The sequence below is a fragment of the Lacticaseibacillus huelsenbergensis genome (genome assembly GCF_029726355.1).
In the GTDB taxonomy this organism is placed as follows: Bacteria; Bacillota; Bacilli; order Lactobacillales; family Lactobacillaceae; genus Lacticaseibacillus; species Lacticaseibacillus casei.
Window position 1 is genome coordinate 742447 of the sequence record NZ_CP120687.1, and the last position, 14655, is coordinate 757101.

A 14655-nucleotide genomic window follows, 5' to 3' on the forward strand; every position below is an offset into this window, starting at 1 on the left:
CTAGAGATACTATGACTACAACTCTAATAGTCTATCACGCGCAACCTATAAACGCAATCTCAATCAACCAATTCGACATCAGCGCCTAAACCGCGCAGTTTCATCACGACTCGATCATAGCCACGTAGGATATTATCGACTTTGGTGATCGTTGTTGTCCCTTCAGCCATCAATCCGGCAATCATGAGACAGGCGCCGGCACGAATTTCCTCAGCCGCGACCTCGGTTCCTTGCAGATGATCGCAGTGATGCAGGATGATCACATCATTTTCAATCGTAATGTCCGCGCCCATCCGCAATAATTCCGGAATATGGCGGACACGCTTAGGGTAAATTGTATCAATGATGAGTCCTTCACCATGAGCTTTTAACATCAACGGTGTAATTGGCTGTTGCAAGTCGGTCGCAAATCCCGGATACGGCATCGTTTTGATTTGCACCATTTTCAAATCGCCTGACGGATAGACAAAAATGCTGTCCTCACCGACGTCCATGACGACGCCCATTTCTTCCAATTTAGCCAAAAAGGCGTCTAAATGTTCTGAAATAATGTTCTTAACTTTAACGCCTTCGCCAACCGCTGCGGCCATGGCCAAATAAGTACCGGCTTCAATGCGATCGGGGATGATGGTGTGCGAGTTGTGTGCTTGAAGCGTCGGCACACCGCTGATCCGGATCACATCCGTGCCAGCACCCCGCACCTTGGCGCCCATGTTGTTTAAGTAAGTCGCTAAGTCGATGATTTCCGGCTCTTTGGCAGCATTTTCGATCACTGTGCGGCCTTTCGCCGTCACTGCCGCCAAAATCACGTTAATCGTGGCGCCGACAGAAACCATATCCAAGAAAATCCGGGCGCCGTGTAAGCCTTCAGCAGGTGCTTTAATCGCCATGGCACCATGTTCATTACTCACGGAAGCACCTAACGCTTCAAACCCCTTAATATGTTGATCAATCGGCCGTGGACCGATATCATCGCCACCAGGCAATCCAACAATGGCTTTTCCAAACCGCCCTAATAACGCCCCCATAAAATAATAGGAAGCGCGCAGACTCTTAATCTTACCGTTTGGCAACGGTACATCGTGAATTTCTGTTGGATCAATCGTCAAAACATTTTCGGTAAAATCAGATTTGACGTTCATATCATCCAAAATGGCCATCAAATTATAGACATCCTGGATGTGCGGCACTGAATCGAGTGTCACCGGGGTGCGCGACAAAATTGCAGCCGGAATTAAAGCAACCGTGCTGTTCTTCGCACCGCCGATCACAACTTCACCGGACAATTTCTTTCCGCCGTGGATCAGCATTTTTTCCATTTGACTTAAATCCTCGCTTAAGGTCGTTCATTTCAAGTAGGCTGAAGCTGACCTGCATCTTTTGCTTCAAATATAAAACGCGATTTCTGGTAGGCAAGCCCATGACTCATCCGCCATGCACTCAATAAACAAGTTTAATGAATCCCAGAGGAAAAAACAAGGAGTAAAAAGATGAGAGCGTGAACTGGCGCGTTTAGAAGTCGGAGTGTAAGTGGCCTCAGGCGTGATGGCCCGGTCTTGGTCATTGCGACTGAGGTCCTTACACGCAGACTTCTGCGCCAGTGAACGCGTTTGGAGAGAGCGTGAACCGGCGCGCTTAGGAGCCGGAGTGTAAGTGGCCTTGGGCGTGATGGCTGGTCTTTGGCCATTGCGACCAAGGTCCTTACACGCAGGCTCCTGCGCCGGTGAACGCGTTTGAGAGAAGTTGCAGAGAACTTTAACGACCTCAGTCTTTTGGTATTTAGGCTTGAGGCCCTTACACGCAAACTTCTGCGCCATGCTTTGACCAAGCCATCGCAACAAAAAAGCCGCCCCAAAGCATCCCGCTTCAAGGCAGCAATGATCAACGATTAATTTTTAAAATCGCCAGCCGATTGGATAAAGGCCTTAAACAAGCCTTCAGGTTTATTCGGACGTGACTGGAATTCCGGGTGATACTGGGAAGCAACAAAGAATTTGTTCTTCGGATATTCAATGATTTCCATCAAGCGGTTGTCCGGGCTAACACCGGAAAATACTAAGCCTTTGTCTTCCATCGGCTTGCGATACTTGGTGTTGAACTCATAACGATGACGATGACGCTTCTGGATTTCATGAACGTTGTCGTACGCCTTAGCTGCAACGGAACCTGGCTTAAGCACGCATGGATAAAGGCCAAGCCGCAGCGTCCCGCCGAGATTCTTCACGCCAACCTGGTCGCGCATCAAGTCAATGACCGGATCCTTGACATCAGGATGGGTTTCGGTCGTGCCGGCACCTTTAAGTCCCAAAACATTCCGGGCAAATTCGATTGATGCCATCTGCATGCCGAGGCAAATGCCCAAGAATGGAATATCATTTTCGCGTGCGTAACGAATGGCTGCAATTTTGCCTTCTAAGCCGCGATCACCGAAGCCGCCAGGAACCAAGATGCCATCAAAGCCTTGCAACAGGCTTTCGACGTTATCATCATTGACATCTTCTGCTTGAAACATTTCCAAATCAATATCGGAATCCCAGTAATAGCCGGCATGTTTAAGCGCTTCGGCAACGGAAATATAGGCATCCTTTAAGGCGACATATTTACCGACCAACGCAATTTTGGTGTGGTGGGTCAAATGCTGAACCTTATGCTCAAGCTTCATCCACTCGGCCATATCGGCAGCCGGCACATCAAAGCCAAAATGGTCAACAACGATCTGATCCATTTTTTGCGCCTGCAATGCTAATGGCACGGAGTAAAGCGTCTTGGCGTCACGGGATTCAATCACGGCGTTTTCCGGCACATCGGTAAACAACGCGATTTTCTTCTTCATGTCTTCGGTGATCGGCTTTTCGGTCCGAACAACAAGCATGTTCGGCTGGATACCGATGCTGCGCAGCTCTTTGACACTGTGCTGGGTCGGCTTGGTCTTCATTTCGTCGGCTGCCCGCAAATAAGGCACCAGACTGGCATGGATGTAGAAAACATTATCCGAGCCGACATCGCGCTTCATCTGCCGAATTGCTTCGAGGAACGGCAAGGATTCGATATCGCCAACCGTTCCGCCGATTTCCGTGATGATCACATCGGAATCACTGTGTTTAGCGGCACGCATGATTTTTTCTTTAATCATGTTGGTGATGTGGGGGATTACCTGAACGGTCGCACCAAGGTATTCACCGCGGCGTTCACGTTGCAAGACTTCAGAATAAATTTTCCCGGTTGTGACGTTGCTATACTTGTTCAGGTTAATATCAATGAACCGTTCATAATGGCCAAGGTCGAGGTCAGTCTCGGCGCCATCATCGGTGACGAACACTTCACCATGCTGATAAGGATTCATGGTGCCTGGGTCAACATTGATGTACGGATCGAATTTTTGAATCGTGATCTTCAAACCACGATTCTTCAACAAACGACCTAGGGATGCGGCAACGATCCCTTTACCTAATGACGATACGACCCCACCGGTAACAAAAATATACTTGGTCATAGTCAATCTCCTTTTTTAATAATCGGGAAAAAACAAAAACAAGCTCCCTATTCATATGAACAGGGAGCTTGAACCGTATTGGCTTTACACTTTTGTAAAGCGCCCAAAACGTATATTAACCAATTGTAAGGGGCTCGTCAAGTATTAAAGTGAATTGAGTAAAATCAAGATTGGTGCGATCGATTGAGTGTTGCCGAATCACGCTTCACCATAACGCGCCAGCTCGCGCTCACCAAAACAAAAAGCCGCACCTGTTTAAAAGGCGCGGCCTAACCGACTAGTGCTTGTCGCTGTCACTATCGTCATCATCACTATCATCGTCATCGCTGTCATCATCACCGGAGAAGTCAGCCGTGATGTCGTCGTTATCGTCATCATCGTCGCTGTCATTGTCTCCGAACTCGGCTAGCTGGCCTTCAATGCCATCTGGCAACCCATCGTCAGGGTCGTCGTCGCTGTCATCGTCAGTTGCAGCAGCTTTGCCGATCTTATCATGAAAGCCGGTATGATCATCGTCGTCAAAATCATCGTCATCGTTGTCGGCGTCGAGATCTTCATCTTCGGGATCATCGTCGTTGTAATCAATGACATCATCGTCATCGGCTACGTCAGCCAAGAAGGCATTAACCTTCTTGCGCTTCTTGCGACGTGGTACTTCTTCTTCATCTTCCGGATGGTTAACTTCTTCATCGACGGAATCGTATGGATACCAAGCGCGCAGGCCCCAAACGTTATCGCCTAAAGAAATGAAACTGCCATCCACGTTCAGATCCGTGTAAAATTGCGGCAAACGTTCACGAATTTCTTCGTCACTCTTACCGAGATAAGTCTGGATCTCGTTGGCCAGATCAACGAACGCCATGGTATCCCCTTTTTCTTCGAGGATCTCATGGGCTACTTCGATCATTGATAATTCTGATTTATCGGCATTGGCAAATGCTTTGAGTTTCAACCGATACACGCCCTTTCCAAGTCTTTACAGTCTGTTTCTTATAGTACACGCTCATGCCTTGAATTGCAATCTTAACCGATAATTTCCCAGATGTTGGTGATTTGCGAACAACTCATACTCAACGTAAATCTCCCCTGCTACCGGATCGGTTGTCATGCGGGCATCAATACGCGGGGTGACTGTTTCCACCGGAATAATCCCATATGGTGTTCGATAGCGCGTCAAAACCCGCTTTTCGTTGGCAAAGAAAAGCTTCAATTGCGTATCGCCATTGCTGCTGCCGCGCGAAAGCTGAATGTCGCCGTCATCGCGCAGCTTCATCGTCACCGGCATACTGGTTCCAGCGTCTTCATCGACTTCTTGATACCGAATGTAAAGCGCGTTACCCATTTGAACCAACGTCCCGGGTTCATCAAAAACATGTGTCTCAGTATCATCACCTTGCGTGACAAACGTCTCAAGGTGAATTTGAATCGGCACTCCTTGTGAAAGATCCATAATGTCAATCCTTTCTATAACGTATTGTACGCTCACGGGTCAACTCGGTCGAGTTTAAGCAGGGAAAATGTCTTTGTGACTGACGTGCCCTGTCACCTTCGTTATAATATAGGTAATCTACTATTAAGAAAGAGGGCGCACGATGGACCTGACGTCGCTGGCTGGACAACAAGCCGCCATTTTCCAGCAGGATTTCACCAAAGAAGAAGCTCCACTCAGCTTTGCCCATACCAATGCCCTGTTAGCACATCCCGAGTTGCACCCACCGTTAATGTTGCACTTTTGGACGGCAGAACAGACCGTGATTCTTGGGATGCAGGATTTAAAATTACCGCAATTCGGACATGCCTTGCCGGTTCTGGCCAGCGATCATTACGGCGTCTTTGTTCGTAATTCCGGCGGCTTGGCAGTGATTGCTGACAGCGGCGTCTTGAATGTCTCGCTTTTTTTACCTAATGAAGACAATCTCTCCATCGATACTGCCTACAATATGATGACCGCCCTTTTTCGAACGGCATTCCCAAGTTTGCCCATAGCCACTAGCGAAATTATTCATTCGTATTGTCCTGGCAAATACGACCTCAGTGTTCACGGGCGAAAGTTTGCCGGGATGGCCCAGCGACGCAATCATGCTGGTGTCGTCGTCATGCTGTATTGCAGCATCTTCGGTGATCAAAATGCCCGGTGTGAGTTGTTGCGCCGCTTCTATCGGGCAGGACATGCTAGCACCAGTACGCACTTCAAGTTTCCGATTATCCGCTCTGAAACCATGACCACGCTCAGCGATTTGCTGGGTCGTCCGCTGACCCGCAACGAAGCCATTTTAGCTCTGTTAAATGCTTTGGCTGCTAATGGCATTGCCGCAGATATGAACTCGATGCCGGCGATTTTACGCGATCCTGCCTACCACAAGGCACTCGCTGCGGCCACTGCGGATCTGCGCAATCGCAATCGTCATTTATCATAACGCGCTCCCCGGCGCAGAAGTATCTTGGTCGCAATGGCCTAAACCCGGGTCATCACGCCCAAGGCCACTTACACTTCGACTTCCAACCGCGCCGGCTCACGCTCACTTAAGGAAAATGGGGGAACACCATGCAATTTGAAAAATTACCGCGCGAAAAAGTCTTTCGCGATCCGGTTCATAATTATATTCACGTGCAGCATCGCGTGATTCTTGATTTGATCAATACGCCGGAGTTTCAGCGTTTGCGCCGGATTAAGCAGTTAGGCGTTTCGGACTATGTATTCCAAGGGGCCGAGCATACCCGGTTTGCGCATTCGTTAGGGGTTTATGAAATTGCCCGTGAAATGTGCGACAATTTTGTCACGAATTACCCTAGCAAAACGCCGGAAGACGGCCTTTGGGATGATCGGGAGCGCCCGGTGGTTCTGTGTGCCGCGTTGTTGCATGATATCGGCCACGGCGCCTATTCCCACACTTTTGAGCATATCTTCAATACTGATCACGAAGCCATTACCCGCGCCATTCTTACGGATCCGCATACCAACGTCAACCGTATTTTGCGCAGTGTTAGTTCCGATTTTCCAGAGCGAGTGGCTTCGGTCATCAACCATACTTATCCAAATCCGCAAGTTGTTCAGATGATTTCCAGTCAAATCGATGCCGACCGGATGGATTATCTGTTACATGATGCTTACTATACCGGAACTAAATATGGTTTGTTCGATTTGTCTCGCATTTTGCGGGTCATGCGGCCTTATTCGGACGGAATTGCTTACGAAGCCAATGGGATGCATGCGGTTGAAGACTATGTTGTCAGTCGCTTTCAAATGTATCAGCAAGTGTATTTTCACCCAGTATCACGCGGAATGGAAGTTATCTTGTCCCACCTGCTGAAACGCGCCAAGTTTCTTTATGAGTCCGGCCAGTTTGAACCAGGCTTTTCGCCGCGCTTATTAGTGCCGTTTTTTGAACAGTCATTTTCCTTAAGCGATTATCTCAAGCTGGATGACGGCGTGCTCAATACCTATTTCACTTACTGGCTTGATTATCCAGACAGCATTCTGAGCGACTTTGCCGATCGCTTCCTGAACCGGCGGCCGCTTAAGTCGGTCACCTTCACCGATCAAACGGCTGAACTGCTGCCGAAACTGCGCCACCTAGTGACAGAAGCCGGCTTTGATGCCCAATACTACACAGCGGAAAATGACAGCTTCGATTTGCCATACGATCAATATGATCCGGCCTCCGCCAATCCGAAAACGCAAATCGAAATCATGCAAAAAGACGGCACCCTTGAGGAGTTGTCGACTTTGTCTCCATTAGTTGCGGCGCTTAGTGGTCGGGCTACCGGTGATAAACGATTCTATTTTCCAAAAGAAATGCTTGCCACCGAGGACAGCAATCTCTTTTCATCGATTTATGAAAAATTTCAACGTTACCTACTAAATGGCGGCGTTATTGACCCCCACTTACATGATTAGCCTTTTCGTCTTCAGCGCTTGGGCTGTTGTGCCAGCCATTTGGCAACGGCCCAGCGATGCGTGGGGCGCTTGAGTTCCGCCAGCGCCAGATCGATGGGCATCAGCATCAACGTATTGAACGTTTCCAAGGGATCTTGGACAAATGCCAGCTCATCACAGGCAAAAAAGGTTGCCGGATGATAATACGCAGTTTGCCGATGGTGGGAATAAAAATATTCCGACGACTTGCCCAGTTCTTTAGTCACGTGAACCGTTGCACCAAATTCCTCAAGCAACTCGCGCGCCAAAGTTGCTTCAGGCGTTTCGCCTTTTTCAACCCCGCCACCCGGTAAAAACAACGCATGGTTCGGGGCTTGTAAAATCAGCAGTCGTGCACCGCTATGGTCCGGAATCACGCCATACGCGCCAATTCGGGTGTGATAATCTAACTTAGGATCTTTTCGACCAAACACTGGATCAATCATATGGCATCCCTCCGCTCTTGATCACATTATACCCTAATCAATTTCTAACCTCTACACAAGGAGTCCTTTCGATGACTGTTCAGGAAACATTATTTGTTTTTTCAATCCCTATCGTGCTGGGTATCATTTTCGCCATCAGCTTTACGGTTGAGCCGCGCCGCCTGATTAATGGCTGGTTGTTCAATTTATTTGCGGTTGCCTTTTTATTCGCACTCGCATTAGCCATTTTAGGGTCAAGTAATCTACTGCTGATTGCTGTCACAGGAACTCTGTTTGTCATCACCGTGTTGATCGTTATTCTCATATTCACCTTACACTTGTTCTGGCTGTTGTGGAACGCCATCTTGGTTTGGCGGCGTGAAGGCCATTCATTGAGCAACATGCTGACGCTTTACATCGCCATTGGATTACTTTTGCTGGAAATCGCCGCCTCATTCGGACGCCGTTTTATTCCGGAGCCAATCTACATCACTTTAGCTGTTTTCTTCAGCTTCGGCGGTCTGTATGTCTTATTGACACTTTATAACTTCCTGACAGTACTAGTCTTATACAATCTCCGTCCCCAGCCGCACAACCGCACATTTCTCATTGTGTTGGGCGCTGGCCTGCTGCATGGTGACCAGGTTTCGCCATTGCTCGCCAGCCGCATCGACACAGCCATCAAGTTTTATCATAAGCAGATTAAAAAAGGCCGCCCGGCGCCGCGGATTATTTTTTCCGGCGGCAAGGGTGGCGATGAGACAATCTCCGAAGCACTGGCCATGCAGCGCTATGCTTTGGGAAAAGGCATCCCTGAAAAGGATACCTTGTTAGAAGACAAGTCAACGACGACGCTGGAAAACATGACTTTTTCCAAGCGTTTGATTACGCAGGAAATCGGGGAAGCACCGTATAAGGCTAGCTTCTTTACCAACAATTACCACCTTTTCCGCGCCGGTATTTACGCGCGCATGGCGGGCATTGATGCCAATGGTGTTGGCGGTAACACCTCCTTTTACTTTCTGCCTAATGCGGTTATCCGCGAATATCTCGCCTTGGTTGTGCTGTACAAACGGCGGCATGCCGTTGCGTTTGGCATTATTGTGTTCATGGCCCTTGCTCAGCTACTGAGGGCATGGTAACCACTGCGAGCCATTCACGTGCAGAAAGGCGGGTCATTTCGATATACTGAACTTGACCGTAACATGTTTCAAACCATAGGAGTGTGAGCGATGTTAAAAGAATTCCAGAAATTCATCATGCGCGGTAACGTCTTGGATCTTGCTGTCGGGGTTATCATCGGGAGTGCTTTTACCGGCTTAGTCAAGTCCTTAACAAAGAATCTGATCAACCCGATTCTGTCCATGTTTGCCGGCAAAACCGATTTGAGCGGTTTGTCCTTCACGCTGTTAGGTGCCAAGTTTACATACGGCAATTTTCTGAACGATGTGATCAACTTTTTGATCATTGCGTTTGTCGTCTTCTTAATCGTGCGCAGCGTCAATCGCTTTCTCCCGGCCAAGCCGGTAAAACCCGCCGGCCCCACACAAACAGAATTGCTTGAAGAAATTCGCGATCTCTTGAAGGACCAGGATGCTAAGGCTAAAAATTAACGGTTGATCATATGAACATCCGTTAGCGGAACAAAAACCGGATCAGGTGAGTTGCAAAGCTCACTTGATCCGGTTTTTTGGTCTTCGCTATTATTCTGCAAAGAGTGTCTCAATTGAGTCGCCGCCAAACGTACTTTAACCATTTGCTGAGCAGCGCTCCGATCCAAATCACCGGGGCAGTCAAAACAAGAAATAACTGAAAAGTAAATCTAACGATGACTGCGCCGACACGATCCATACCGCCGCTTTCTAGTATTGATGCCATGACAGGCGTGGTACTGTAAATGAAATTCTGATAGACATTCATATCCTTTTTCATTTCTGCGACGTAATCTTTGGTGGAACGGCCAGTCGCCGCTAATCGTTGCACATTACGTTCGATTTTATCGAGAAAATTCGGTGCCGCGCCTAACCAGCTTACTAATAAATAAACGTCGCCGAGTGTCAATCCGAAGTTAAGTCCATTCTTCTTTTTCAAATGGAAAAACAGGGTTAATAAGGCATATGCCGCAAATAATCTGATTCTTTTTTGCATGGGCAACAATCCTATCTCTGACGCCAAGGTTGCTTTCAGCCAAACAGGTCCACATTTGTGCTATTAGCATGCGCCGAAAAATATCATCATGCAGCTCATTCCAAGTGGATCGCTAAAACACCATGTTTGGCTTCCTGCTGTTTCGAATAAATCCGGTAAGTATCACTAACCATCTTAGCCACCGAATCAGTTGGGGCGCTGCCTACGACGATTCCTTGATAATGATCGTATAACTGCGCGAAACTGGCGAATTTCTCAAGTTTAGCAACCCGTTTGCTCATTTTCTGCTGTGTGGTCAGATCTTCAAATACAATTGGGTCGCCCACCCGCACTTGTTGGCGCTTTTGGTCATTTAATCTGATTTCAATGGTTTTGCTGCCTTCTCGTACCAGCTCAAATTGATCGTGCATGAGCCCCATTTTCATATCCCCAGTGCTCCTTCATTTTAAAAAATGGTCGCACGCCATTACGCGTACGCCCACCTTTTGAATTCAGACAATAGTGTTCACTTAACGGCTTACAATTAATACTGCCGCTTCCCACCTTGATAAACCTGCTTATCTTTTTGCTGAAACGCCTTCACATCAGCCATTGGATCGTTTTCCAAGACCAAAAAGTCTGCAAATTTTCCCTTTTCAAGGGTACCATATTGGTCGTCAACGCCCATCAACTTGGTGCCATTAACCGACGTCGAAAAGGCTTCAAACGGTGTCATCCCTTGCTCAACCATCAATTGCAGTTCAACCGGCGCCATAGTGAAGTCATTGAATGGCGTGCCGGCATCGGTGCCTAATGTCAACGGTACCCCACGATGAAAGGCATGCATGATGTTCTTGTACAGGTCATCTAACGCATCCGCAGCTTTTTTGACTTCCCAGTCCGGAATCTTACCCTTGGCAAATGTTGGAATTGCCCAGTCGGCCACGAGCGTTGGGGTTAAGTATGTGCCTTGCTTCAACATGAGATCGATTTCTTCATCATTTACATAAAAACCATGTTCGACTGAATCAACCCCCGCCTGAATGGCATTCATAATGCCGGGATTGCCTTCAGCATGCGCCGCAACAATCTGACCTTTATGATGCGCCTCTTCAACCGCAACATGCATTTCTGCCACACTCAGCTGCGGATCATCCATAAAGTCGTTAGGGGTCATAACCCCACCGGTTGCAATCACCTTAATGGCCTTAGCACCTTTTTTCAATGCGGTACGAACGGCTTTGCGCATCTCATCCGGTGAATCAACAACATAGGCAGCATTAGGCATATCCCCATGACCACCTGTCATTGAAAAGAATTTACCGGATGGCATGATTTGCGGCACCTGTTTTAGTTGACCCTGGTCTTTCAATGCCTTTAGCGCAATGTCGATGTCAAAGCTGCTGCCGCATTCACGGACGTAAGTAACACCGGATTTCAATAGCTGATGCAAATGGTCAACCGCGCCAACTGTTGAAGCAACGACACCACGACTGGTGCCGCCATCGCCGGTTAAAGGATCCATCGTGATATGTGTATGGACATTGGTTAATCCGGGCGTCACGTATTGACCACCAAGATCCACCGTTTTGTTTGCCGAAGGAGCCTGTCCACTCCCTACTTCAGCAACTTTACCAGTGTCATCAACCGTGAACCAGGCATCTTTAAGAATTTTTTCTGAAGTGCCAGTAAATAAAGAACAATTTGTAAAAGTTGTTGCCATCATAAAACCTCCATTCGTTAATTCTGATTGTCCAGCGTATCTGGACTATTGTGCCTTTGGCTGTGCATATGTCCGTAAAAGTTGAATTAAGTAAGCCACACCTTGTTGATAATCATGTAACCGAATATTCTCGTTAGGCGCATGTGGTCCCGATCCGGCGTAATTCACACCGATTAAAATAACCGGTAAATGCAGCGCATCAACAAAGAACTTAGCCGGACCACCTCCAGGCATCATCGGGACGAAGCGGACTTTGCCAGCACCGTAGACCTGCTCGGCAACACTTTTTGCCAGCTGCAAATGCGGATCATTGAGATCGGAGTGGAACGCATCTTCACCAAGGTTATAGTGCAAACGCACATCGGAAAAACCATTTTTATCCAACTGAGCCTGAATGAGCTGGGCAATCTTCTTGGGATCCTGCCCTGGCAATAACCGACAATCAAGCTTGGCCTTGGCTTCCTTCGGGATAATGGTTTTAACCCCTTCACCTTCATAGCCGGCGGAAAGGCCATTAATCGTGATGGTTGGCGCCGTGACAATAGCACGCTTGGGATCATCACTTGTAAACGGGCGTTTGAGGCCATATGTTTTTTTAATCTTGTCACCATCAAAATCCATATCGGCGATCGCTTTCTCTGACGCTTCATCCAACGGCTCGATGCCGTCATAAAAGCCGTCGACGAGGACGCGGTGCTGATCATCTGTTAACGATGACAAGGCACGAACCAAGCGCCAAGCTGCGTTATCAATATAGGCAGCTAGTGAAGAATGAATGTCGGCATCAGCCGTTTTGACGTGGAGATCAAATGAAACAATCCCTTTTAGGCCCGCAATAATCTGAAAATGATCAGCTTCATTCTTGCCGCCGGTTTCCCAGATGCACGCATCCGCTGTCAACCGGTCGCGATGAGCCTTGACATAATCCCCAACGTGCGGGCTGCCGACTTCTTCGCCACCTTCGATGAAGAACTTAATATTTACCGGAAATCCACCATGATCTTTCATCCAGCGTAGCGCCGTGAGCCGATACATCAACTCGCCTTTATCATCAGCCACGCCACGAGCAATGAGCTTGCCGTCCACGACAGTCGGTTCAAACGGCTCGGTCCGCCATTCTGCCAATGGTTCCGGCGGCTGAACGTCGTAGTGATTGTAAAACAGGACGGTTTGATCGGAGTTTCCTTTAAGTTCGGCAAAGACGACTGGATTACCACCTTGGTCAGTCCACTCCTCAACCGTGTCGGCATTTAAATCCTTAAATGCCTGCTTCACCCAATCGACTGTTTTGCGGATGCCTTTGTTTTGGGCTGAAATCGTTGGAATTCGTAAATAGTCCTCCAACGATGGCAAATAAGATAACGCAAATTCTTCGATCGATTTTTGTTCGTTCATCAAGCCGCCTCCTTATGATGTTATTAATTTTCAATATAGTTCTCATTCATAAAGACGTCAACATCGTTTTATAATTTTAATCACATTTAAAAAGTCTGGATATTGGCAAACAAGGCAACACGTCAGCATTTTAATTTATATAAAAATGAGAGTTGCACACAATCAGTTATTGACACCAGCACAATTAAGGTTAAAGTATTCCCCATATTATAATCTTTTTATAATCTATTACTTGAATGGAGAATGCTTATGAATTTCTTAATTGCGTTTACGGTTGTCATGGTCTTTATGACTGTTGGCGAGTGGGTTGCCGCCGCCACTAGAGCCTTCATTCCTTCCGTCTTCATCACTGCGGTTCTGTTCGTCATCGGTTTTTGGACCGTTTTACCTAAAAATGTTGTGGCAACGGCTTCTTTTGGCTCGGGATTCATCACCATCTGCATCGCACTCTTGTTGGTTCATCTCGGAACACTGATGAATCTGCGCGAGCTGCTTGCCCAGTGGAAGGCCGTTTGTATTGCGTTGCTCGGTGTTTGCGGAACCTTATTGTTGACCTTAACACTAGGAACGCTCATTTTTGACTGGAAAACCGTTGTCGCTGCGGTACCACCGTTAACCGGCGGACTCGTTTCTGCCTTACTCATGTCCAGTGGGTTGAAGGCTCAAGGTTTAACAACGTTGGTCGCTTTACCAGTTGCGATGTTCGTCATCCATTCAGTCGTTGGCTATCCCCTAACCTCCGTACTGTTGAAGCAGGAAAGTCACCGACTCCTTAAGCAATTCCGCGCTAACGGTAGCAAGCTCGATCCATCCATTCCCAAAATGCGTCGCGGCGCTGAAGAAAAGGGGGATAACCGCCCTAAGATGATGAAACTACCTACCCCCTATCAAACCAGTGCGTTTATCATGGCGCGAGTTGCGATCGTCGGCGTGTTGGCCATGGGTTTCGGCACCTTAACTCACAATGTCATTAATTCAAATGTCGTATGTCTGATTTTCGGTGTCATTGCCCACCAAATCGGCTTTTTGGAAGATAACGCGTTGAATAAAGCCGGCGTCTTTAACTGGCTGATGTATGGCCTACTTGCTTATGTCTTCGGCCAACTCAGCGCAACCACCCCCGCTGTTCTGGCCAGCATTGTGCTGCAAATCGCAGTGCTCATTGTCTTAGGCGTTCTAGGCATGTTCTTAGCATCCCGAGTATTGGCTAAGCCATTCGGTATGTCGTGGCAGATGGCCTTTTCATGCTCGTTGACGGCGCTGTTCGGGTTTCCTGCCGATTATATCTTGACTTCCGAAGTGGCCAGCGCGGTTGCCACTACTGAAGATGAGGAAGAATACTTAACACAACAAATGATGCCAAAGATGTTAGTTGGCGGATTCGCCACGGTCTCGGTCGCATCCGTCATTATCGCGACGATCTTCCTAAAGCTGCTTTAACGCCGTCACTTTGATGATTGTTGACACATATATAAACGACGACTTTAGTTGAAGATAGCAAAAGTGGCCGACACAACCAAAATGCAAGGTTATGCCGACCACTTTTAAAATACTTATTTTACTGAATATTCCGCTT

At 47.8% G+C, this 14655-nt stretch carries 14 protein-coding genes; 5 read left to right on the top strand and 9 right to left on the bottom strand.

What is annotated here, in order from left to right:
* Positions 1-59: 59 nt before the first annotated feature.
* From LHUE1_RS03330 to LHUE1_RS03345, 4 genes are all read right to left on the bottom strand, one after another.
* A complete protein-coding gene (locus tag LHUE1_RS03330) occupies positions 60-1319 on the bottom strand; it encodes a UDP-N-acetylglucosamine 1-carboxyvinyltransferase (protein ID WP_049169015.1) in 1260 nt (419 codons plus the stop codon).
* Positions 1320-1888: 569 nt separating this feature from the next.
* Entirely contained in the window at positions 1889-3493 is a 1605-nt protein-coding gene (locus tag LHUE1_RS03335; protein WP_049169014.1) for a CTP synthase, read from the bottom strand.
* A 277-nt stretch (positions 3494-3770) separates the two neighbouring features.
* The gene (gene rpoE / locus LHUE1_RS03340; protein ID WP_087912853.1) at positions 3771-4445 is read right to left on the bottom strand and encodes a DNA-directed RNA polymerase subunit delta; all 675 of its coding nucleotides are present in this window, start codon (positions 4443-4445) and stop codon (positions 3771-3773) included.
* A 51-nt stretch (positions 4446-4496) separates the two neighbouring features.
* Positions 4497-4943, bottom strand: coding sequence for a DUF1934 domain-containing protein (locus tag LHUE1_RS03345; RefSeq protein ID WP_010490984.1), 447 nt, complete (start codon positions 4941-4943; stop codon positions 4497-4499).
* Positions 4944-5085: 142 nt separating this feature from the next.
* Here LHUE1_RS03345 and LHUE1_RS03350 point away from each other — a divergent pair, with 142 nt between their 5' ends.
* Together LHUE1_RS03350 and LHUE1_RS03355 are read left to right on the top strand one after the other, a co-directional pair.
* Entirely contained in the window at positions 5086-5910 is an 825-nt protein-coding gene (locus LHUE1_RS03350) for a lipoate--protein ligase family protein (RefSeq protein ID WP_049169012.1), read from the top strand.
* A gap of 128 nt (positions 5911-6038) precedes the next feature.
* Positions 6039-7391: an HD domain-containing protein gene (locus tag LHUE1_RS03355; RefSeq protein WP_049169011.1), complete on the top strand. Its 1353-nt coding sequence runs from the start codon at positions 6039-6041 to the stop codon at positions 7389-7391.
* A gap of 11 nt (positions 7392-7402) precedes the next feature.
* On the opposite strand, the gene LHUE1_RS03360 is transcribed toward LHUE1_RS03355, so the two are convergent.
* Positions 7403-7855, bottom strand: a complete 453-nt coding sequence (locus tag LHUE1_RS03360) for an NUDIX hydrolase (RefSeq protein WP_010490975.1) — start codon at positions 7853-7855, stop codon at positions 7403-7405.
* 71 nt (positions 7856-7926) lie between these two features.
* Here LHUE1_RS03360 and LHUE1_RS03365 point away from each other — a divergent pair, with 71 nt between their 5' ends.
* Together LHUE1_RS03365 and mscL are read left to right on the top strand one after the other, a co-directional pair.
* Positions 7927-8976, top strand: a complete 1050-nt coding sequence (locus LHUE1_RS03365) for a YdcF family protein (protein WP_049169010.1) — start codon at positions 7927-7929, stop codon at positions 8974-8976.
* Between the two features lie 90 nt (positions 8977-9066).
* A complete protein-coding gene (gene mscL / locus LHUE1_RS03370) occupies positions 9067-9447 on the top strand; it encodes a large-conductance mechanosensitive channel protein MscL (RefSeq protein WP_049169009.1) in 381 nt (126 codons plus the stop codon).
* A 109-nt stretch (positions 9448-9556) separates the two neighbouring features.
* On the opposite strand, the gene LHUE1_RS03375 is transcribed toward mscL, so the two are convergent.
* The 4 genes from LHUE1_RS03375 to LHUE1_RS03390 form a co-directional block, all read right to left on the bottom strand.
* A complete protein-coding gene (locus LHUE1_RS03375) occupies positions 9557-9982 on the bottom strand; it encodes a hypothetical protein (protein ID WP_049169008.1) in 426 nt (141 codons plus the stop codon).
* 95 nt (positions 9983-10077) lie between these two features.
* A complete protein-coding gene (locus tag LHUE1_RS03380; protein WP_049169007.1) occupies positions 10078-10407 on the bottom strand; it encodes an ASCH domain-containing protein in 330 nt (109 codons plus the stop codon).
* Positions 10408-10505: 98 nt separating this feature from the next.
* Positions 10506-11684 (bottom strand): metal-dependent hydrolase family protein, encoded by a 1179-nt coding sequence (locus tag LHUE1_RS03385; protein WP_080978078.1) that lies wholly within the window; start codon positions 11682-11684, stop codon positions 10506-10508.
* 45 nt (positions 11685-11729) lie between these two features.
* Entirely contained in the window at positions 11730-13079 is a 1350-nt protein-coding gene (locus LHUE1_RS03390; RefSeq protein ID WP_277848259.1) for a M20 family metallopeptidase, read from the bottom strand.
* A gap of 249 nt (positions 13080-13328) precedes the next feature.
* Here LHUE1_RS03390 and LHUE1_RS03395 point away from each other — a divergent pair, with 249 nt between their 5' ends.
* Positions 13329-14519: a hypothetical protein gene (locus LHUE1_RS03395; RefSeq protein ID WP_277848260.1), complete on the top strand. Its 1191-nt coding sequence runs from the start codon at positions 13329-13331 to the stop codon at positions 14517-14519.
* The last annotated feature ends 136 nt before the right edge of the window (positions 14520-14655 follow it).